The organism is Paenibacillus sp. SYP-B3998 (assembly GCF_010820665.1).
Taxonomy (GTDB): Bacteria; Bacillota; Bacilli; order Paenibacillales; family NBRC-103111; genus Paenibacillus_E.
The window spans coordinates 239,908-260,324 of the sequence record NZ_JAAIKC010000003.1 but is presented as its reverse complement, the minus strand read 5'-3'; the positions used below and the strand labels follow the sequence as shown (position 1 = coordinate 260,324).

The 20,417-nt window shown below is 43.1% G+C and carries 20 protein-coding genes; 5 read left to right on the top strand and 15 right to left on the bottom strand.

What is annotated here, in order from left to right:
• Positions 1-29 precede the first annotated feature (29 nt).
• The gene (locus GK047_RS11605) at positions 30-1,949 is read right to left on the bottom strand and encodes a DUF2334 domain-containing protein (protein ID WP_163946079.1); all 1,920 of its coding nucleotides are present in this window, start codon (positions 1,947-1,949) and stop codon (positions 30-32) included.
• Positions 1,950-2,137: 188 nt separating this feature from the next.
• Between GK047_RS11605 and GK047_RS11600 the strand changes: the two genes are divergently transcribed.
• Positions 2,138-2,530 carry a hypothetical protein gene (locus tag GK047_RS11600; protein WP_163946076.1) on the top strand — a complete coding sequence of 131 codons (393 nt, stop codon included), beginning with the start codon at positions 2,138-2,140 and terminating at the stop codon, positions 2,528-2,530.
• A 114-nt stretch (positions 2,531-2,644) separates the two neighbouring features.
• Positions 2,645-3,454 carry a YitT family protein gene (locus GK047_RS11595; protein WP_240343908.1) on the top strand — a complete coding sequence of 270 codons (810 nt, stop codon included), beginning with the start codon at positions 2,645-2,647 and terminating at the stop codon, positions 3,452-3,454.
• A gap of 115 nt (positions 3,455-3,569) precedes the next feature.
• On the opposite strand, the gene GK047_RS11590 is transcribed toward GK047_RS11595, so the two are convergent.
• Positions 3,570-4,895: a uracil/xanthine transporter gene (locus GK047_RS11590; RefSeq protein WP_163946759.1), complete on the bottom strand. Its 1,326-nt coding sequence runs from the start codon at positions 4,893-4,895 to the stop codon at positions 3,570-3,572.
• Between the two features lie 184 nt (positions 4,896-5,079).
• Between GK047_RS11590 and GK047_RS11585 the strand changes: the two genes are divergently transcribed.
• A complete protein-coding gene (locus GK047_RS11585; RefSeq protein ID WP_163946070.1) occupies positions 5,080-5,973 on the top strand; it encodes a LysR family transcriptional regulator in 894 nt (297 codons plus the stop codon).
• Between the two features lie 14 nt (positions 5,974-5,987).
• Here the strand turns inward: GK047_RS11585 and GK047_RS11580 are convergent, their stop codons facing one another.
• From GK047_RS11580 to GK047_RS11570, 3 genes are all read right to left on the bottom strand, one after another.
• A complete protein-coding gene (locus GK047_RS11580) occupies positions 5,988-6,251 on the bottom strand; it encodes an HPr family phosphocarrier protein (RefSeq protein WP_163946067.1) in 264 nt (87 codons plus the stop codon).
• Positions 6,252-6,305: 54 nt separating this feature from the next.
• Positions 6,306-7,394 (bottom strand): M24 family metallopeptidase, encoded by a 1,089-nt coding sequence (locus tag GK047_RS11575; protein ID WP_163946064.1) that lies wholly within the window; start codon positions 7,392-7,394, stop codon positions 6,306-6,308.
• A 152-nt stretch (positions 7,395-7,546) separates the two neighbouring features.
• On the bottom strand, positions 7,547-8,203 hold the full coding sequence (locus GK047_RS11570; protein ID WP_163946061.1) for a serine/threonine-protein kinase: 657 nt from the start codon (positions 8,201-8,203) through the stop codon (positions 7,547-7,549).
• Positions 8,204-8,417: 214 nt separating this feature from the next.
• Between GK047_RS11570 and GK047_RS11565 the strand changes: the two genes are divergently transcribed.
• Positions 8,418-9,308, top strand: a complete 891-nt coding sequence (locus GK047_RS11565) for a cation diffusion facilitator family transporter (RefSeq protein ID WP_163946058.1) — start codon at positions 8,418-8,420, stop codon at positions 9,306-9,308.
• 123 nt (positions 9,309-9,431) lie between these two features.
• Here GK047_RS11565 and GK047_RS11560 read toward each other — a convergent pair whose 3' ends face one another.
• The 8 genes from GK047_RS11560 to GK047_RS11525 form a co-directional block, all read right to left on the bottom strand.
• Complete coding sequence (locus tag GK047_RS11560; protein ID WP_163946056.1) at positions 9,432-9,674, bottom strand: hypothetical protein; 243 nt, start codon at positions 9,672-9,674, stop codon at positions 9,432-9,434.
• Between the two features lie 304 nt (positions 9,675-9,978).
• Entirely contained in the window at positions 9,979-11,547 is a 1,569-nt protein-coding gene (locus GK047_RS11555; protein WP_163946053.1) for a PGAP1-like alpha/beta domain-containing protein, read from the bottom strand.
• Between the two features lie 88 nt (positions 11,548-11,635).
• Complete coding sequence (gene ectB / locus GK047_RS11550; RefSeq protein ID WP_163946049.1) at positions 11,636-12,925, bottom strand: diaminobutyrate--2-oxoglutarate transaminase; 1,290 nt, start codon at positions 12,923-12,925, stop codon at positions 11,636-11,638.
• Positions 12,912-13,355, bottom strand: a complete 444-nt coding sequence (locus GK047_RS30140) for an ATP-binding cassette domain-containing protein (protein ID WP_163946039.1) — start codon at positions 13,353-13,355, stop codon at positions 12,912-12,914. Before GK047_RS30140 ends, ectB begins: the two co-directional genes overlap by 14 nt.
• Before the next feature lie 98 nt (positions 13,356-13,453).
• Positions 13,454-13,606 carry a hypothetical protein gene (locus tag GK047_RS11540; protein WP_163946036.1) on the bottom strand — a complete coding sequence of 51 codons (153 nt, stop codon included), beginning with the start codon at positions 13,604-13,606 and terminating at the stop codon, positions 13,454-13,456.
• Positions 13,607-14,291: 685 nt separating this feature from the next.
• On the bottom strand, positions 14,292-15,062 hold the full coding sequence (locus tag GK047_RS11535; protein ID WP_163946033.1) for a thioesterase II family protein: 771 nt from the start codon (positions 15,060-15,062) through the stop codon (positions 14,292-14,294).
• An 842-nt stretch (positions 15,063-15,904) separates the two neighbouring features.
• On the bottom strand, positions 15,905-16,939 hold the full coding sequence (locus GK047_RS11530) for a hypothetical protein (protein WP_163946030.1): 1,035 nt from the start codon (positions 16,937-16,939) through the stop codon (positions 15,905-15,907).
• A 189-nt stretch (positions 16,940-17,128) separates the two neighbouring features.
• Positions 17,129-17,767 (bottom strand): NAD(P)-dependent oxidoreductase, encoded by a 639-nt coding sequence (locus tag GK047_RS11525; protein ID WP_163946027.1) that lies wholly within the window; start codon positions 17,765-17,767, stop codon positions 17,129-17,131.
• Between the two features lie 174 nt (positions 17,768-17,941).
• Here GK047_RS11525 and GK047_RS11520 point away from each other — a divergent pair, with 174 nt between their 5' ends.
• Complete coding sequence (locus GK047_RS11520; RefSeq protein WP_163946024.1) at positions 17,942-18,157, top strand: hypothetical protein; 216 nt, start codon at positions 17,942-17,944, stop codon at positions 18,155-18,157.
• 152 nt (positions 18,158-18,309) lie between these two features.
• Here GK047_RS11520 and msrB read toward each other — a convergent pair whose 3' ends face one another.
• Entirely contained in the window at positions 18,310-19,293 is a 984-nt protein-coding gene (gene msrB / locus GK047_RS11515; protein ID WP_163946020.1) for a peptide-methionine (R)-S-oxide reductase MsrB, read from the bottom strand.
• A gap of 115 nt (positions 19,294-19,408) precedes the next feature.
• On the bottom strand, positions 19,409-20,341 hold the full coding sequence (locus GK047_RS11510) for a manganese-dependent inorganic pyrophosphatase (RefSeq protein ID WP_163946003.1): 933 nt from the start codon (positions 20,339-20,341) through the stop codon (positions 19,409-19,411).
• Between the last annotated feature and the right edge of the window lie 76 nt (positions 20,342-20,417).

Below are 20,417 nucleotides of genomic sequence, written 5' to 3'. Positions count from 1 at the left end.
TATCACCTTGTTGACCTCTATATCGTTTCTCACTTATCCTCTTTACTTTGATAGGAGAGGGCGATGTCCATATTCCCATCCCCATTTTGAATCAGCCCGATATCTTTCTTTCCATTCGCATCAAAATCTGCAAGGATCAGGCGGCTACCGCTTTTCCCCCAAGGCCCAAAAACGGACAACAATTTATATTCATCGTCATCTGTTTGTTGATATACGCGGTTGGTAAGATTTTTGGCGTCCCATCGTAAAATATCTTCTCTACCGTCCCCGTTAAAATCACCGAAACGAATTTCGCCCAGCTCAGCCGGAATATTGAAAGTAAGTGGCTTTAGCTTCCACTGCATGTTTGCCCGGTCAAACTCAAGCTCCACACCCTGTGAGGTATCCCGCTTAGAAAGGAAAAAGTTCATCTTGCCCTCTTTATTCTGTTTTCTGACGATTAATTCTCTCGCTGTGTTAGACTTGAACTGATAAGGTTTAATTGGTTTGGCAATTCCGTTGTGTACATACACCGCCAGCAGCTGTTTACGATCCTGTGATTGTCCGGCAATCACACAATCTCCATTAGGTTGTTTCAACTCGTAGGCATCCAGCCAACGATTCGTTGGTATCGTCCATTTATGATTGAGGATAAATTGGCTTCCGTTCGACGCGTAGCTCTCCAGCTTGCCGCTTGGATAAACGACCCAAAGTCCATTTCTACCATCACCATTCGTACTATTTAGGGTAAAAGATGTGCCTTCCGCACCCGGAATTGTCGTCCACATTTTCGGCGCAGATTGGGGCTCGTTTCGCAAGCGTTCCTTGAAATTCCCCTCAATGACGGATACATTTCCTGACTTTCTATCCCACATTACGAGATCGGCTTGACCTCTTCCCGTAACGTCGCCGATTTGAACATTCGCTGCTTTGCCGTTTCCGACCTTGACACGCGTGGCTGGAGTAAACGGAATATAATCATGAATCGAATAGAATGAATACTCTTTAGCTTTGATCTGAGCTATAAGCTTTTGCAAATTGCTTTTATTTTCCTCCGGATACTTATAAACCGGCACTCCGTCCCGCATGATTGCAACTCCTGAAGCGTCAACAACCGGTATCAGCTGGCTAAATTCAAGAAATGGATGATAAAAAAAGGAGTTGATTCGATCCTTCTTCCCGATTTGGTTTACTATCACTTTTTCGTCTTTGTTGGCAGGCACATAAGAAAGCGGTGCTGGTACGAAAACGGTACCAAGTGTGTTTACACCAAAGCCCTGATTGGGTTCATTGAAATAATCCGCTGACAGAAGGTTCGGTTTAACCGCCAAATGAGGTTGATAAATTAAGCCAAAATAGGATGAAAAGATCTGATCTTGCTCTGGCGTCGATCGATAATGCGGCGCTTCCCAGAAATGCGGAAATAGTCCAGCTTGATGAAATACTTGTATACCTTCTTTGACGCGCTGCTCAGCAAATGACGCTGTTGTTGTTTCTTTCACCTCTTGGACATTAAACTCATTTCCTATTGCGGAAGCTTGCTGCCCATCTTCACGAAGCGTATCGCCAACTTGATGCGTGTATCCATGCATGCCTAAAGTAGCCCCAGCCTGAACAGCCTGTTGAAGTACTCTCGCGAAGGACTGTGTATACTCATCATCCAACTGCGCCAAAGAGCGATCATACTTTCCTTCTTTTGTGTAATTGATCCATCTAGGAATAACAGCCATACTGTATGGGACCTGCTTCTGCTGCAAGTATTCGAACACGGCTCTTAGCTTTCCAAGACTTTCAATTGAACTATACGTGCCACCTGGACCGATATCCTCTAAGCGGATCATGACAAAGTTGGGATTATTATCTGCTCCCTCAACCGTCATCATGTGATACAATCCAAGGAATAAGCTTAATGAAACCATACATGGAATCAAAAAACGAATCCATTTATGTTGTTGCAAATAGACCACCATTAAGCAAACTCCCCTCAAGGCATGAACTGTAGTTAATTGTCTCTGTTTTACTATATCTATTCATTTTTGTCTATATCATTTGCTACAATTTTATCTGGTATTCGACAACAATAGCCAATAACGAGATCCCGTTTGACTCGTTGGGGCTGAAATGCTACAATTCAAGCAAATTTGGTTTCAAACTGTGAATGGAGGGCGTACCCCTGCCTTATGTGAAACGAAGACAGTATTGGACCCTTTTGGTTTGGATCATTATCGGCTTGTTCGTTTTTCCATTGACACCTCCAATCTCTCAGCACTTCCCTGCTGATGTCGAAATATTAGTCGAATCCAATACGAATCAAGTGTTGACGCATCAAGAACCTGTACCATCCCTAGAAATGATACGCGCGCACAAGAACTTGATTCATTGGCATGACGATTACCATCGTGAGTACTTTATTACTGTATTTGTTGTGTTCATCCTCTTTATTCTTTCGAAGGTCCGAGAACAATTGAAGGGAGCCCTGCTCGCTTTTCTCAAATTCACCTCCTTATACGTGGGCATCATTCATTCATCCTATCAAGCTTCAATTAAATGAATGAATTGTGGAAAGAGGGAACCTTTAATGTCAAACGCTAGTACGCAAACCGAACATGCACAATCCCAACACCAAAAGTTAAAACGGTCCAAATTTTTTAGAAGAATCATTTTCATGATAATAGGCTCCGCCTTGTTCTCCGTGGGACTTGAAATTTTCCTTGTTCCAAACAATATCATCGATGGCGGCGTTGTCGGGATATCCATCATTATTTCGCATTTAACCCATATCCCACTGGGAGTATTCCTAGTTGTGCTTAACCTGCCTTTCTTGCTGCTTGGCTATAAACAAATTGGAAAAACATTTGCCTTATCCACCTTATTTTCCGTTATCATCATGTCTGTCGGAACCTCGCTGCTTCATCCTGTCAAAGCGATAACGATAGATCCATTGCTATCAGCAGTGTTTGGTGGAATCATTCTCGGTATTGGGGTCGGACTCGTTATCCGTTCAGGCGGTTCGTTAGACGGAACAGAAATTGTAGCCATTCTTGTCAGCAAAAAAACACCGTTTTCTGTCGGTGAAATCGTGATGTTTTTCAATCTCTTCATCTTAGGCAGTGCAGGCTTCGTGTTTGGTTGGGATCATGCCATGTATTCCCTCATTGCCTACTACATTGCTTTCAAAATGATCGATATTACGATTGAGGGATTGGACCAATCCAAATCCGTCTGGATCATCAGCGATGAGTATGCCAAAATTGGGGATGCCATCACATACCGTTTAGGCCGCGGCGTTACTTACTTGCATGGCGAGGGCGCTTATACTGGAGACGATAAAAAAGTTATCTTCAGTGTCATTACCCGACTGGAAGAAGCCAAGTTGAAATCAATCATCGATGAACTGGATTCTAAGGCATTTCTAGCCATTGGTAATATTCATGATGTTAAGGGTGGTCGTTTTAAGAAAAAAGATATTCATTAAAACAATCAAGTCACCAAGCATGTATGAAAAGAAGGAACTCACCCGAAAAGGATGAGTTCCTTCTTTTTTTTGCAGACACGCCTAACTGTCTAACCTAACCATCAGCGAAAAAGTTTCAAGACGTTGGCTTTTGCGAGGCGGTCAACGGTGTAATTGGCAGCTCATATTTTCGCCAATTCACAACAACTTCCAGAACCAAGGATAAAATAACTCCCATAGCTAAACCGTTGCCAACCAGTGGGCGTAAATAAATAGGTAGGACCGAGAATGCCTGCGGCGGCGTGTTCATTATGCTGATACCAAGCAAAACAGGCAGCGCGATTCTATAAACCGTCTTCGAGTTGAATGGAATACCTTGAATAGTTCGAAGCGCTGTGCCGAACATTTGCAGGTAAGCAACGAACAATACAGCATTTCCCACACTTGAAGGCAGCGAGGAGAATAGCCCGCTTAACGCTGGAATAAGTCCCAACAAAGCGAACATGCCACCACCGATAATAAGCGCTCGGCGTTCAAGAATTTTCGTGCTCTCCAGCAGCCCGATCGAAGAGGTAAACAGACCGAAAGGCAACAAGCCAAAACAGGAAGATAACGCTGTAAAAACGCCTGTCAACAAATAGGAACGCTTATATTGAGCATCCGTTGTTTTGGTTTGATACATTTTTTCCACCGTAGATAAGCATGTGATGGTATTCGTCATATTAATTAGACCGACGATAAACGAAGTTAAGATGATCCCGATTTGCAAGTTCGGTGCTCCCCAGGGAAATACGGCTAACATTGACCCTGCCTGTGCTTGAGCAGTATGCGTCGTTGGAAAAAAGAGTTCGTATGCGATCCAACCGACAACAATTCCGATCAGAATCGAATAGCTGCTAATCAGACGAGAACCCTTCAAGTGAATCATCGCTACGAAAATAGCGATAACAATAGATAACGCTGCGACCTTGATATCTATCTCACCCGCGCTGTTCATGCCCAGCATTCCTTTAAAAAAGTTCACAACCAATTGAATGGTAAGTAAAAATAAAGATACGCCCATCACGATCGGGGTAAATATTTTTTTCAGGAATGAGGCAAATCCTAGACTGCCCAAAACAATCATGGTCAAGCTCGCTAATAGAAAACCGCTTGCGAGTCCCCCCCCTACTTCCGTCATGCTCATGCCTACAGACTGGGCTGAAGAGCACAAATTAAGAACAAGCCCCCACCATATCCCGGCTGGTCCATCCATCACGGCGTAGCGATGTCCCCAAAGCGCTTGTAAAATACAAAGCACTCCCGTCAAGATAAATGAACGCTGCAGAGAAGTGGCGATCTCCTCTGGCCCTAATTGAAACGCGTGACCGAGCGAAAGCGGAACAACAATCGTGTTTGTAAACATAAAAAACAACCATTGTACCCCAGCTAGCCAAATTTTTGGCGACATTTTAGTTAACATAAGTATCACAAACCATTTTCTCCTGATGCAACTTCCATCATCCTTCCTTCGCACTCTAAGCAGCCTTTGAGCAATTGACCAAACGCATTGTGCAAAAATATGATAACATGGGATTCTACATAGGAAAAATATATATTTAGTTGCCTATCCATACGATATTCATATATGAAAGGGAGTTTTCCGCTTGGATATTAAACAATTACGTTACTTCATCGCCATTGCAGAAGAAAAACAAATCACTGCTGCGGCCAAAAAGCTCCATATGGCACAACCGCCTCTCAGCCAACAGTTAAAATTGTTAGAACAGGATCTTGGGACTAAGCTTTTCGAAAAACGCGGGAGATTTTTGCAGCTAACCGAAGCTGGCACTACGCTGTACCATTATGCAGTTAAAATTACGAAGGATATGGAAGAAGCGCATACGGAGGTTACACAAATTGGACATGGTGTGAGAGGAAAATTGTCGATTGGCGTCAATACGATTTCGTATTATCATTTGCCAAAGCTATTGCAAGCTTTTCGACAAACTTACCCCCATATTTCTTATAAAATACAACAAAACGAGTCCGCTCAACTCGCCAAGTTGGTGAAAGAAAAGGTCATCGAGCTGGCTATCATTCGATTGCCGCTTATGCTTGACGATTTTGCCGTGCTGCAGCTGCAGAAGGAGCGGTTTTATTTTGTATCCTCTGAGCCGCTAGCCCAGGACAACAATCAAATTACGTTGAATCAAATTCAGGAGTACCCTCTTATTTTGCCAAGCACGGACGGCTTAGGTATTTTTCATTTGATCCTGGAAGAATTTCGGATCAGAAATTTGACTCCTCACATTATTGGCGAATGCTCCGACATCTCGATTCTGATGGAACTTGTGTCCTCTGGATTTGGAAGTACGATCGTTCCTGAGACCGTGCTCAAAAAGCATCGCGGCTATCGGGTGCAAGCCTATGAGATCGAAGACTCAGAGGTAACGGCTTCCTCAGCGCTGATTTGGCTGAAGCAGCATTATTTATCCAAAGCCGCGCAGCGCTTTGTTGAACTGTTGCTCGCCGAATCGAAAGATGTCCGCCAAGATTAATCATGAAGTAGTAATTATTGAAAGGTTTGAAATAATTCAAACATGACATGCATCGCTTCTTCCTCATCCTTGCCTTTGGTTAGCAACCGAATTAGAGTTCCCGATTTGATCGGTACTAACAGCATGCCTAGCAGGCTTTTCACATCAACAACATGACGAACTTCATTATGGATAAAGTCAATCGAAATCTCCGAAATAAAATGAGCCGATTGGCTGGAGATGTCCGTAAGATCTCTACGCTGTATCTCCGATTGAATGACGAATTCATGAACTCTCATTCCGACACCTTCCTTGCAGTATTTTGCCAAGCTTATTATGTAGCGATAACTGTCTTAGCCGATAACCGTCAATTCTTTAGGGAATGTGGTCAGAACTTCCACTCCATTCGCTGTGACGATAACATTATCCTCAATGCGAACGCCGCCAACGCCAGGCATATAAATACCGGGTTCAGCTGTGAAGACCATGCCAGCGCCAAGCAAATCTTCATTCCCCCCATGGATCGAAGGATACTCATGAATTTCAAGTCCAAACCCATGTCCAGCGCGCGTTATGAAATAATCTCCATACCCTCGGCTGCTAATTGCCTGACGTGCCGCTTGATCTAAGCTGCCAAATGTGACACCAGGGCGCACAGCCTCAATCATGCTCAGATTAGCCTGCAGTACAGCTTCGTATATCTCCTTACACTGCTTTCCAATATCGCCTACTGCGAACGTCCGCGTAATATCCGATGCATATCCATCCACGAAAACGCCAGCATCAATAAGCAGCAGCTCACCTTCTCGAATCGGATTGTTCCCAGGAATACCATGTGGGAGCCCTGATTTCTCTCCGGCTAATACCATCGTATCGAAGGATGGCCCTTCGGCACCCAAGCGCTTCATGCGAAACTCCATCTCAGCCACAATATCCAGTTCTGTTACTCCTGGCTTTATAAGCGGCAGCGTGGTGCGGATGACTTCTTCGATACAGTGGATCGCCCGTTTAATCGTCACGATTTCCTCCGCGCTTTTGACGACACGCATTGGATTAAGGTGAGGTTCTAGGTCCACCGCTTGCCTTGCATCGGTTATCTGCATTAAAGCATGGTAACGCTTCACGTTTAAATATTCTTCTTGAATCCCCATTCGAGCAATTCCGCTGCCCAGAAGCGGCTTCAGTACTTCATACGGATTTTGTTCATCCTTGTGAGAGTAAATGCAGCTCACTTGGGAAACGCGCGCCGCTTTCTCATGATCAAGTATCGGCACGAATAGAAATGGATCTTTCCCTTTCACGCAAACAAGCGCCATAAAGCGCTCATGAGGGTCCGAATAAAAGCCAGTGAAATAGTAAATCATTTTGGGCAGCGTAATAAATGCAACGTCCAGCTCCTCGTTTTCCAGAAGAGCATATAGTTTCTCCATGCGTTCGTTCATCGGTAGTCATCAACCTTTCTTCAAGGGGGGTTTAGAACAAGATCTCCTCTACCAAATTGTACCACGATTAAGCGAAAGGGATAAGATGCTGTCCCCCTCTATGGCAACTTGAGAAACGGAGCAAAACTCTTCGAGTCAGCTCAACAACTCTTCTATTTTTTGTTTAGATGATGAAATAAAAGAATCCATTTCTTCCACTTCCGATAGCCTCTGCGAACGAGATGGAGCATGAATTCAGGAAATGGAATTCTCCTTATCCATGGGTAATAAAAGCGATCATAAGCCCGTTTTAGATCATCCCACATGGGGCAGTACTCTTCTTTCAAAAAGTCGGAAACGTCGACGACCAGCCCGCTGCCATCTTTCATCATAACGTTTTTCCCGTGAACATCATGTGGCGAAAGCCCTCTGCTTCTTGCGTAGTCTAACGCCCGATCAATATCCTGGAGGACTTTCCTAGGGATTGGAATCCCTCGTCGTAAACACATATATAAGGTAACGCCAGTCAACCGACGCAGCACCAAGTACGATTCGCCCTCATGCAGGCATTCCGAAAAAGCCTCATGCTTTCCAAGTCGTTGGTAGACTTCCTTTTCTTCGCTTAACCCCGGCCTTCCCGGCGCATACACTTTCACCACAATTTCTGGGTAACTCGGATGCATAACGACAGCCGCATAGTTGCCTGAACCTACTAAACGCCATGGCTTCGGTACGTGATGTACGACAATAGGATCGTAGGGTTGCTCGCTTGAAATCTGCAGCTGGGGGAGCAGCTTTTGCTCAATGTCTTCGAGCCATATCTGCTTCATTGCTATTAAAACACCTTCTCTCCTGCACTTTCCAAACAGTTTGAATATGAACGCTATCTGTGGTATTATACAAAGATATTTTCGTAAAGTGAAGTGTTGATGATGCGCTATTTTTATTTACTAGATTCCCATAAAAAATTAAACCTAATCCCTTGACCATCGGTCAAGGGATTTTTTTTCCTTGGGGAAACACTTCTGAAGGAGGTCAGCTTTGATGAGCAACGACAACAATTCCTCATTTTGGGCGATATGGATTTCCCTGATCAGCAACATTATTCTTACCGTAATGAAAATCTTCATCGGACTGTTGTTTTATAGTGAGGTCCTATTAGCCGATGGCGTTCACAACGCTGGAGACATCATCGCGACAATCGCAGCGCTTAGCGCGATGCAAATATCCAAACGTCCTGCAGACGAAGATCACCCTTATGGTCATGGCAAAGCGGAAGTTCTTGGTTCCGGATTTGTTGCCTTCATCCTTGGACTTGCTGCCCTTTATATCGCCTACCATTCGGTAGCTGCTTTTTTTGAAGAGGCCACTCAGCCTAGCCTTGTTGCCATAGCAGTTGCGGCAATTTCGCTAGTATGGAAATATATCCTTTATGTGTATACGATGAGGATTGGTACAAGGACCAGCAGCAAAGGTCTAATCGCAACAGCCAAGGACCACCTTGCCGACGTTTATGCTTCGCTAGCAGCAGTCGTTGGGATCGGGCTTGCCTTTGTAGGTAAAGCCTATCAGATCCATGTTTTTTCCTATGGAGATGCGGCCGCTGGTATCATCGTCTCGTTGTTAGTCTTAAAGCTCGCTATTGAGATGGGGAAAGAATCATTTGATATTCTCATGGAAAAAACAGTTAACCAAGAAAAATTACTAGCGTACATCTCACTTATTCAAGAGATTCCGCTAGTAAAACGCATTGATCGTATTCGCGCCAGGGAACATGGTCACTATATTCTAGTAGATGCTAGAGTATCCATTCCTGGTGAGCTTACCGTTCAGCAGGGGCATGATATCTCTCGCGAAATTAAGAAATCCATCATGAAGCATCATTCCGATGTGGACGAGGTGCTTATTCATTTAAATCCCTGGTACAAAGAGTGAGCCAAAAATAGCTATACCTAGTTGGCTGAAACCCGAAACAATAGAAAAAAGGATAGTCTGACTTGATCAGTCAAACTATCCTTTTTCTATCCATCCTTTTAGAAATCCAGCGACTACGCCATCTCACTGTCCCTTAGACGTTAATTCTTGTTTTAATTGCTCCGACTTATTCTGAGCCACCTTAACCTGCTGCTGAAGCTGCTGTACTTGCTGCTCTGTATCTTCCAATTCAGCTGTAATCGCCTGAGTCTGAATTTGCTGAGCGACTTGTTGGGAATTCTCCGCGATTTGCTGAGCTAGCTCTGCCGCTGCTTTAATTTGCTCCAGGTTTTGTTGATTTTCATTTTGTTGATTCTGCTGTGGCATCTTAGCACCCCTAAAAACGAATTTCCACTCCTTATTAATTTTGGTAAATACATGATTTTTTATTCTATCCATTTGCAAGAATGCAAATTATATATTTAAACGCCTAATAATACATGGCCATATGAGCTAAGAAACCAGATAATAAATAAACATGTCGTTACTAAAAAGGTGGTGTTCAATGAAACGTTAATTTCCATCCTGAGAAGTCATAGAAAGCTTCTTCTAGCTTTTCAAACAGCTAGAAGAAGCTTATGAGGTTTACCTTAAACACTTGAAAGCCTGTTTTCCTTACCAATGCGTCCAATTAAGGCGTGTAAGTAATTCCCTTCTCATCTACATAGACTGATTTTAGAAGCGTCCGGCGATATTTAAAGCCCTCCGCTGTTTCCCCTTCAATTTCTGCTGTCACATTGTAAACACCGCTTCCTTCGGAAGTCGGCAGGATAAGTTCATCCGTCGATACAAGCGACTCTTGGGTTTTTATGCGTTTAGGTTTATTTTTTCCAGCCGACTTGGTTTTATCTTCTTGATTGAAATCAATCGTATAAGTGATCTTCGTTTTATCCGTCTTAAGCCCTTCGACCTGCAATTTCAACTTCTTATTATTCTGTTCTTGCTGCAGGTTCACTTTCGTTTTGCTGCTCGTTTCATAGGCGACGGTGAACAAGTAGCCGCCAGGCTGCGAACTTACTGCGGATGCCTTCCATTCGCCAACCTTCGGCTTGGAAATCGTAGCTGTATGATGCCAAGCTCCTTTAAACACGCCATCATCTTGGGCAGATGTCAGTTTGACTTGCTGCTCAGAGCCATCAGGTGCCAGGATTTCCAGCTTGTCCAGCGGTTTGTTGCCTAACCAGTCTAATTTGATCGCAGACACGTTATTTTCCACCGTAAAGCTTTCTGTCGCCTTTCCGTTTAATTGACCGCCGCGTATGAAAAATTGACTAGTTTGCTCCTCTTTGTTCGCTTTTTCCTGGGCCGCTGAGAACTCTTCTGGGTTTTGATCAGCCTTGGCCGCTTGTCCCAGCACCAAGTAAGGCTTGAGCAACGCAAAGGTGTAAGAACCTGTTTTCACCGTTGTGTGATTCCATTCGCCAACTTTCACCATCGTTCCGTTTGGTACATAGGAATTTTTGACTGTAACTACACCGTCGTTCGGACCGTAAGTCTGCAAATATAAGCCTCCCAAAAAGTGAGCGGTACTGCCTGTTGACCAGTTATTTCCGGCGAAGGTGTAAAACTTGTTTTTCCCGATATTCGCATTCGTGTCTGTAATTGAACGGAAATAGCTCATATAAGACGTTTGCAGCGAGTAAGTGCCTGGATTTTGCGAACCAATCAAATTTGCCAGCCAGCTTGCCCAGCTGCTGTAGGCTAAGTCTGCCAATTGAGAGCCGTAATGCGGGCTGCTGAGCGTAATAACATTTGAAACATAAGGATACGCGTTATCATGTACGAGTGCGGTTTGGGTGTCGACTCCGCCTTTGCTGTGTGCGACAATAACTAATTTTTTGCCGAAGCTTTCGCTGATTTCTTTGATTTTTTCGGCCAGCAGCTTGCCATTATCCCACATGCTTTGAGATGTTCCTGTGATGTCATACAGATTAATGAAAGCCGTCTGGTAACCATTATTGTAAGCGTTTTGGTACATATCGTTGTTATCGTACCAAGTCCCGCTGTTGCTATTCAAGCCGTGTACGAAGAGTATCGCTGGTTTGTTGGGGTCGATCACGGCGGGATTGGTGCCCTTCGTCCATGAACCAGGCACCCCACCCGTATTTGGATTAGTAATGACTCCCGCTTGAACCGGAACGGTTAGGACGCTTATAACAATGACAAGAGCTACTAACAGGGACGATACCTTCTTAAACATAAATTCTCCTCCTTTTGGTTCAACCGGGTATTATAGCCAACTGCATTTCGTTGTAGCGCTGATCCTGCATCTGCTCCTCTGGTTGAAATTAGTTATTTATGAATGCTGGCTCCTTCAACTCCCTCCTCACCAAGCAATCCTGCACCGCTTGCTGCAAAATCTTACAGCCTTGTTCAAGTTCTTCTATAGATATCGTGAGGGGTGGCATGATTTTGATGACAGCATCTTGACGGCCAACACGCTCCAAAACGAGCCCCAACTCATAACACCTCATGGCTATTTCTTTGGAAATGTTCGAATGCTTGCATTCGGATACATCAACGCCCCATAACAGCCCCATACCTCTTACATGAATGTCCTTGCTTAACGTAGCAATATGCTCATTCAAAAACCGTTTCACAAATTGCTCCTTTTTGTAAACCTCAGCTTCTAACTGTACTTGCTCCCTGTACGCTAGTGCTGCCGATGCGCAAACAAATGCCATTTGATTGCCTCGAAAGGTCCCCGTATGCTCAGCGGGTTTCCACACGTCCAGCTCAGGCTTCAATAGAACTAGGGACATAGGGAGCCCGTAACCGCTGATCGACTTGGACAACACGATGATATCCGGCACGATATCTGCTCGCTCGAAGGAGAAAAATGGACCTGTTCGACCGCAACCCACCTGAATCTCATCGCAAATGAGCAGGATATCATGGTGATTACATAAGCTGCGGAGTCTTTGCAGCCACTCGACAGGCGCTTCATTCAAGCCGCCCTCTGCCTGTACAGTCTCGATAATAATTGCAGCCGGCTTGTCGATACCGGAATGGTCATCAGCCAGTATCGCTTCGATATAATCAATCGTGTCAAAAGTGTTCATATAACCGCATGGGAAAGGCATGAACGTTACATTGTGCAAATCGGTGCCTGCGGCTAATCGGTGATACAGATTACTTGTAACCGACAAACTGCCAAGCGAATTCCCATGAAATGCGCCCATAAAAGAGAAGATCCCCGTACGGCCTTTGACTTTCCGAGCTAGCTTTAATGCAGCTTCTACCGCATTCGTTCCTGTTGGTCCGCAGAATTGGACTTTATAGTCCAATTCTCTCGGCTTCAATATCATCTCCGAGAAAGTGCGTAGAAAGGTTTCTTTGGCTGAAGTAAACATATCTAATCCGTGAGATATCCCATCGGACTCCAAATAGTCGACCAGCTTGCTTTTAATGAAATCATTATTATGACCGTAGTTTAAAGCACCCGCTCCTGCAAAAAAGTCAATAAAGGTTCTCCCTGATTCCGCGTATAACGTCGAGCCTTTAGCTTTCGTAAATACATCCGGGAAAGACCTACTGTAAGAACGTACATTGGATTCCATTTTTTCAAAAATAGACATCAGTACCACTCCTCTTCATCTTCGAATGATTTTTTGAACTGCTTTTCGTTAAGGGGTTACCTTCTCGTGCTCTTGAGGTGACTGTTAGTTGATGCAACTGCCCATAAATACCTTCTTTGGATAAAAGCTGTATATGGTTCCCATTTCCTTCACGACACCATGCTCCAAGACATATAAAATATTTGCTTGTTCCACGGTAGAAAAGTCGATGGGTAATCATCCGTGTTGTTTTGTCCTTCATTAAAGTTTGCAAAGCTTGTTGGACCCAGTATTCAGACTCCGTGTCTAATGCAGAGGTTGCCTCATCTAATAGAAGAATCGAAGCTTTTTTAAGCAGCGCCCTTGCAATGGCAATTCGTTGCCGCTGGCCTCCGGACAGCGATGCTTCCCACTCGCCAACCACGCTGTCATAACCATCTGGCAGCTCCATAATGAACCTGTGCGCATGGTCGGCCCCTGTGATCGTCTTCGAGCCTAAAATAAAAACTCGATTTCCTCCACCAATACATTGTCCAATCTCACATATTGCTACAAAGTAAGATCCCTTAACAAAAGACTAGGATCGATGGAAACCTGCTGCAAAATCAGGCGAAAATCGTTCAGCATTCGCTCGATCGTTTCTTTTTTGAACAAATGCGTACTATTTTCCGCATGGAGGACAGGGTCATTTTCATCCTGCATCGCTTTGATGGATAAGTCGAACTAAGCGATTATATTTTCACTTTGATAAGGCTCAAACCGGAGATCGGTAAACATCGAGATGCTCATTTCCTGATTTTCACACTGAAAACGGTATCGAAAAGTGGATTTCGGCTGAGAGCACGTTTCAATCCTAACAGTAGAGGCTGGCGAACTCTTTCACGAATACGCTCATAGACACACCGTCAGATATAACATGTGCATATCTAAGAGCAGTAAATATCGTTGAACATTTACATGAACTAGCTTGGCTCTAAGAAAGGCATTGAGCTGAAACGGCTGCTTCATCGCTTGTTCATCCTATTGCTTTACGGCAGATTGCGGGTCCTCAAGATGACTGAAATCAATAAAGGGAATTTCGAAAGGTTGGTATTAGGAAATATACTGACGTGGTACGCTGCTGTGTTGGTCTAGTACGCGGAGTCTTATGTTATCATTACAGTGGACGAAGTTCTGGGTAGCCTGATGAAGCAGTTCGACATTCAAATGTTCGTCCATCAGATAAAATGTGGCGCCAAGATTTTAGAAATGCTCGTATTCGGATAAACTTTCTGTATATCATATTTGCTTCTGTGCATGTGTCGAGGTGCAGGTCGGTTGATTCGACATTCGCTTCCCTCCACAATGTAAAGTTCTCTACCCTCTTGTCCTTAACCATGAGTCTCAATTAAGTTCTAGCTAAGATCGCTGGCGTTTTATGAAAGATTTCGTAAACAAACTTCATTACTTCATCTTGTCTGCTATGTATAAAAAAATGATCGCCATCAAACATTTTCATGTTAAATTCATGCTGCGTGTGCTCGTTCCAAGCAGCGATAGAGGCAGCGCTCACATCCTCATCTGCGATCCCGCCAAATGCGGATATGGGACAAGCTAGGGGTTCAGCTTGTTTATACACATACGTCTCGCATAATTCAAAGTCAGCCCTGAGCCTAGGCATTAACAACTCCATTAACTCATCATGCTGCAGAATAGCTTCCGGGGTACCCTTCAACAGGCGCAGTTCAATTTTAAATTGATCGTCGTCAAGATGGTGAAGTTGTTTATTCATACTGGAGAGATGCGGTGCGGAACGTCCCGATACGAACAAGTGCTCAGGAATTCTTTCATATTTTTCACCGATCTGGCGAACCGTTTCAAAGGCAAGCATCGCTCCCATACTGTGCCCAAAAAATACGAACGGTGTATGCAGCAAGGGCTCGATCTCCGTTACAAGTGTTTGAACGATTTCTGTTAATGACGTCATCGGAGATTCTAATCCCCTACCCTCTCTCCCAGGAAGCTGAATCGGACAAACTTCAATATCTTTTGGAAAAAACTGCTGCCATTCACGGAATACCGAAGCTCCCCCTCCGGCGTAGGGTAAACAAAACAACCGAAGCTTGGCCTGGGAATTAACTCTCGCGTTTAAGAACCATGAATGAAGTTTGGACATCATCAATCAACCTCTTTCACCTTTTATAAATATTATTTATAACAGAAATATAGATCTACGTCTATGTAATTTACATCCCCCCCCCTATTCGATCAAACAAAACATTTAATCTTTTTTAACCTAATCTTAACTCAGCCTCAAAATATTTGCTTTATATTAACTTAGTAAGAAGTGTTTACCAATTAAACATAGATAATAATTATAACATATATGCTTTTTTGTTAAAATAAGTATATCAATAAATAAAAACCCTTTTTCCTATCTAATGCTGTCGAATCAGAGGAATTAAAGCAAAACTTGATCTAATCAAGTTTCACTTTAGCAACGCCTCACATCAATTTATCAATATAATTTATATATTATAAAAAAGTTATTTTCTTTCCACCATTACTTCATTAAATTTTTTGTAACCGTCCAATGTGCCGTTACGATAGACTTTATGAATTCCCTCCAGTACAATCATTTTACTTGGACCTGCATGCCTTCTTTCACTCCAGCAGACTGACCATCAATACTCTGCTCATTGGCTTGCAACCCTTCTAGAATTTCTATATAATCGTCATTTCCTCCCCGAGCTTAATTTTGATAAAAACGGCTTTCTGGTCAAGCAATTTGAAAACCTAAGAGTACCCGCCTGCACCCCAAAGCACTTTCTTCAGCACGAGTGTTCTCTCCCTCATTCTTATGTACCTAGATATGGGCAGCATACTGATAACTTTAACCAAGCTTCATTTTCTGTGTGTTATTTCCATATAAAGGTTTTATTAACATTTATAATATTAGCACCTTTCCATTAATTCGTCGAAATAAACCAATCTACCCCTTTGTTCTGCCATAATATCCCTTTATACCTGAAATTTTTCAGATGTTTCCCCATCCACGGGATCAAATTCCTTCATTTCAAATAACTTTTCAAATGACTTCTCCTCCCCGCCATCTTCAAACACAAGCACAAGCTTATGCCCATCAACATTCGTTTCCAATTGATTTTCACCAACAGAACCACCTTGATTCAAAGACGCTGTAGGGAGTTGATTTGCAGCTACATGAAAGTTAATTTTCAAATCGGGGACATTCTCTGTAACAACCAACTCCCAATGTTCTGTGGAGACAGCCACGGGAATCGTACCGGTTAACTGAAGTTCTTTCGTTGCTTTTGGTTTGATCTCTAAATCCTTGAGTCCTTTTGAGCCAAGCGGATAAAGGAGTAGTTCCTCTGTGCGGATGGCGAACAAATAAGCAGGAATTGTTACGGGATGTGTACCAACATTCTCAAGTGTCAAATATACGGTAGGTAAGTGAAATTTTTCATTTTTATTGCTGACAAGCTTTTTAATCGATGCTTTTACGTCCATTTCGCCTATACGCAGAATCGCGCTTTCGGTGAATGGGGTTACATCCGAATAAGTTTCAGGAATGACAACCTCGCCAAGTAATCTTTCAAAATTCACTTGGTTTAAATCCCATTTAATAAACTCGATTATCAAATCTTGCAGCTGTGTGTTTTCATTCACGCTCGCATAATATGTGAGATCCACGTTGGAACCTGGGGCAATATGGCTTTTCTCTTTATCCGCAGGTAACGAACGAGCGACGAATTCACTATTTAATTTATTTTTTAAACGCACCCAATAATCAATAATTTTTAATGCATTTTTGCCACCATTGTGAATGCTTAAATTGAGAACAGCCAACTTGCCGTTCTCCGAGGTTGTCAAATGAATGCTTTTTAATGCAAAGTAACTCTGATTAGAGATAGAAACCGTTCCTACAGTAGCTGAATCCCCTCCATCAGCGAAAGCGGGTGGTGCTGTATTAAGTGTGAGCGTTAGAGATAAGGCCAAAGCTGCGATTTGTAAGTAAGGCTTCTTCGTATTCATTATTTCATCCTTTCCTGTTTTTGGTATATTTTGTATATATTCGTTGTAAATAGGAACTTCTCCTCCTTCTTAACAATTTTTTCATCAAATAAAAAGTGAATACGTTTTCAGTTTATTTGGCAAAATAAACAAAAGAACGCTGTCCCGTTTGAAATTGGGAAGCGCTCATCAATCCATTATATCTTAATTTTAAGCTTCTGCAACGACAGTAAAGCGCTGATTTTGATGCTGAGGATTTTCAATTTCATCAAGAGCAGCAATAGCAAAATCCGCATAGCTGATATAGCTTTGCCCTTGCGAATTCGTTAATAAATGATCTTTACCGGTCTGATAAGCGCCAGTCCGTTTACCATCATAATCGAAGAATGCCGATGGGCTGATGAATGTCCATTGGATTGAATCGGTATGCTGTAAATCTTTAAGATTTTCTCCTTGGTTTAGGGCTGTTGATAAATACTCTTTCGGGAACTCTGGGGTATCGACTACGCGTATCGTTTTATCTGGATCCACATACAAGCTGCCTGCTCCACCAACGACTACAAGTCTCGTGGTCGAAACTCCTTTTAAAGCATTAATAAGTGCTTTGCCAGCTTCGACATGCAGGTGCTCTTGACCTGGAGCCGCTCCGAATGCATTCACTACGACATCAAACGCGCTTAATTCCTCGGTGGTTAGGTCAAAAACATCTTTTTCAATAACCTTGACTTGGTTGTTGTCAATTTTTGACGCGTTTCTCACAATTGCAGTAACGGTGTGTCCTCGATCCAAGGACTCCTTCACTATCAAATTCCCTGCTTTACCACTTGCTCCAATAACGGCTATTTTCATCTGATATTACCTCCATTGATATGATCTTCTAATATTCATTAGATGTAACAACTATAGTTACAACAACTTGGTGATGTAATCATTATAGTTACAACTCCACCTCCATGTCAACCCTTCATTTTGATAAAAATAATGTTCGTAACGAAACAAGGCCCATAGAAAGGGGTGATGAATATGTCAACTAGTATTTACTATTTCGTCTTTTCAATCCTTTTAATACTTGCCGTAGCTCTGACGATTATGATTGCGAACTCGAAACAAAATCGAGAAGGCAATCCGGAATATGACAACAAAACCAAAGGTAATTGGTCCCGACTGACGATTTTTTACGGCCTTGCCCTCGCGCTTGGCATCCTTGCATTAATCTTATATATTGTGCGGGTAACCTAGGTGTATCCAAATGGCCGTGCAGGCCCCACAATGATTAACACACAAATAGGTCCAATCCTTGTAATTCGCACCTTGTGCTACAAAAAAGACGCTAACCGGGAACTACTTCTCCCTGGTTAACGTCTACACTTCAGAACTTGATCCCGCTTCAACTAATCCTGTTTCTCACTAAAGAAACGCAGATAAGCTCCATACCCTTCTTGCTCCAAATCGGAGATTGGAATGAATCGTAGCGAAGCGGAGTTAATGCAATACCTAAGACCTGACGGTCCTGGCCCATCTGTAAAAACATGTCCTAAGTGAGAGTCAGCTTCTTGACTGCGCACTTCTGTTCGAACCATAGAATGGCTAACATCCGTTTTCTCTTTGACAGTACCTTGGAATAACGGCTTTGTAAAGCTCGGCCATCCGCAGCCGGAATCGAATTTGTCATAAGAGCTGAATAGCGGTTCTCCTGAAACGATGTCAACATAAAGTCCATCTTCATGCGAATCCCAGTACGCATTCGTGAATGGTCGTTCTGTGCCATTATTTTGTGTCACTTCATACTGTAACGGCGTCAACTTTTGCTTCCGAGCTTCCTTATCTTTCACCGTGTTCCAATGTCGCTCTAGATAGGCATCTCGACCAGAGCCTTTGCGATAGGCTTTGTATCGAAGCGGGTTTTTGTGATGATAATCTTGATGGTATTCTTCTGCTGGATAAAATATTTCCGCAGGTACAACTTCCGTCGCGATAGGTCGATCGAATCGGCCGCTGTGCGCTAATGCCAACTTGGAAGCTTCAGCTTTTACCCTCTGTGCTTCATTATGATAAAAAATTGCAGACCGATATGATGAACCTCGGTCGTGAAACTGACCGCCTGCATCCGTTGGATCGATTTGACGCCAAAAAGTTTCAAGTAGCTTATCATAAGGGAACAGATCAGGATCAAACGTAATTTGGACAGCTTCTGCGTGCCCCGTCGTTTCAGAGCAAACTTCTTTATAGGTTGGATTAATTGTGTGTCCTCCCGTATATCCTGATACCATCGAAATAATACCCGGCAGCTCCTCGAAAGGCGTTACCATACACCAAAAGCACCCGCCTGCAAACGTTGCTAACTCATATTTCTCTTGATCGGTTTGTTCAACCATCTCCCGCTTCACCTCTTTCTTGTTTCTATTTACTATGATACCAAATGATTGACTAACAACCAAAAAACACCGCTCAGCGATGTGAACGGCGTCTTTAACCTTATTCCATTAATTTTTACAAAGCGTTAAAAGCATCCGTTAATACAGGAACGATTTGCGATTTACGGGATACTACGCCTTTCAAAACAGCTTTGTTATCTACCAGAGTAACATTGTAAGCTTTCTCAACAGCATTTGTTGTTCGGCCAAGGGCCAAGCCAACTGAATCATTATTCAAAATATCAGTTACAACGAAAAGGAATAAATCCAAGTTTTTCTCTGCAATAATACTGGTAAGTGCAGACTCGATTTCCGATTGTTTAACAAGCACATCATTCACGTCAACCGCATTGACTTGAGCGATTTCTACTTTATAACTGCCCATTTGAAATTCTTTAGCATCCAGAGTGATCAGTTGCGCAATCGTTTTATCGCTTAGATCAGCACCAGCTTTCAGCATGTCCAACCCGTAAGCATTAGCATCCACACCAGCAATTGCTGCCAGTTCAAGAGCCGCTGCGACATCTTGCTCGGTGCAAGTCGGAGATTTGAACAGCAAAGAATCCGAAATGATGGCGGAAAGCATCAAACCAGCGATGTCTTTATCAATGGCGATGCCGTTTTCTTTGTACAATTTATTTAAAATGGTCGCTGTGCAACCAACAGGCTCTGCACGGTAATAAAGCGGATAGCTTGTCTCAAAATTAGCAATGCGGTGGTGGTCGATAACTTCCACAACACGTACTTGATCAATATCACTAACGCTTTGTTGGCGCTCGACGTGGTCAACCAGGATCACGTTGTTCACTTCGCTCGCTACAGCTTCGACTTGACGAGGTGCTGCGACTTTAAACGTGTCCAATGCAAATTGTGTTTCTCCGTTGACGCTCCCCAGACGCACAGCCTCTACATTTTGACCTAGTTTTGTTTTCAAAGCTGCGTATGCAAGTGCGGAACAAATTGAATCGGTGTCCGGATTTTTATGTCCGAAAATAAGTGTTTTTTCCATTTCAAAACTCCTTAATCGTATTATAGTGGCGAGAAAAATCCATCTCTATCTAAGATTATACTAAAATTTTTATGTA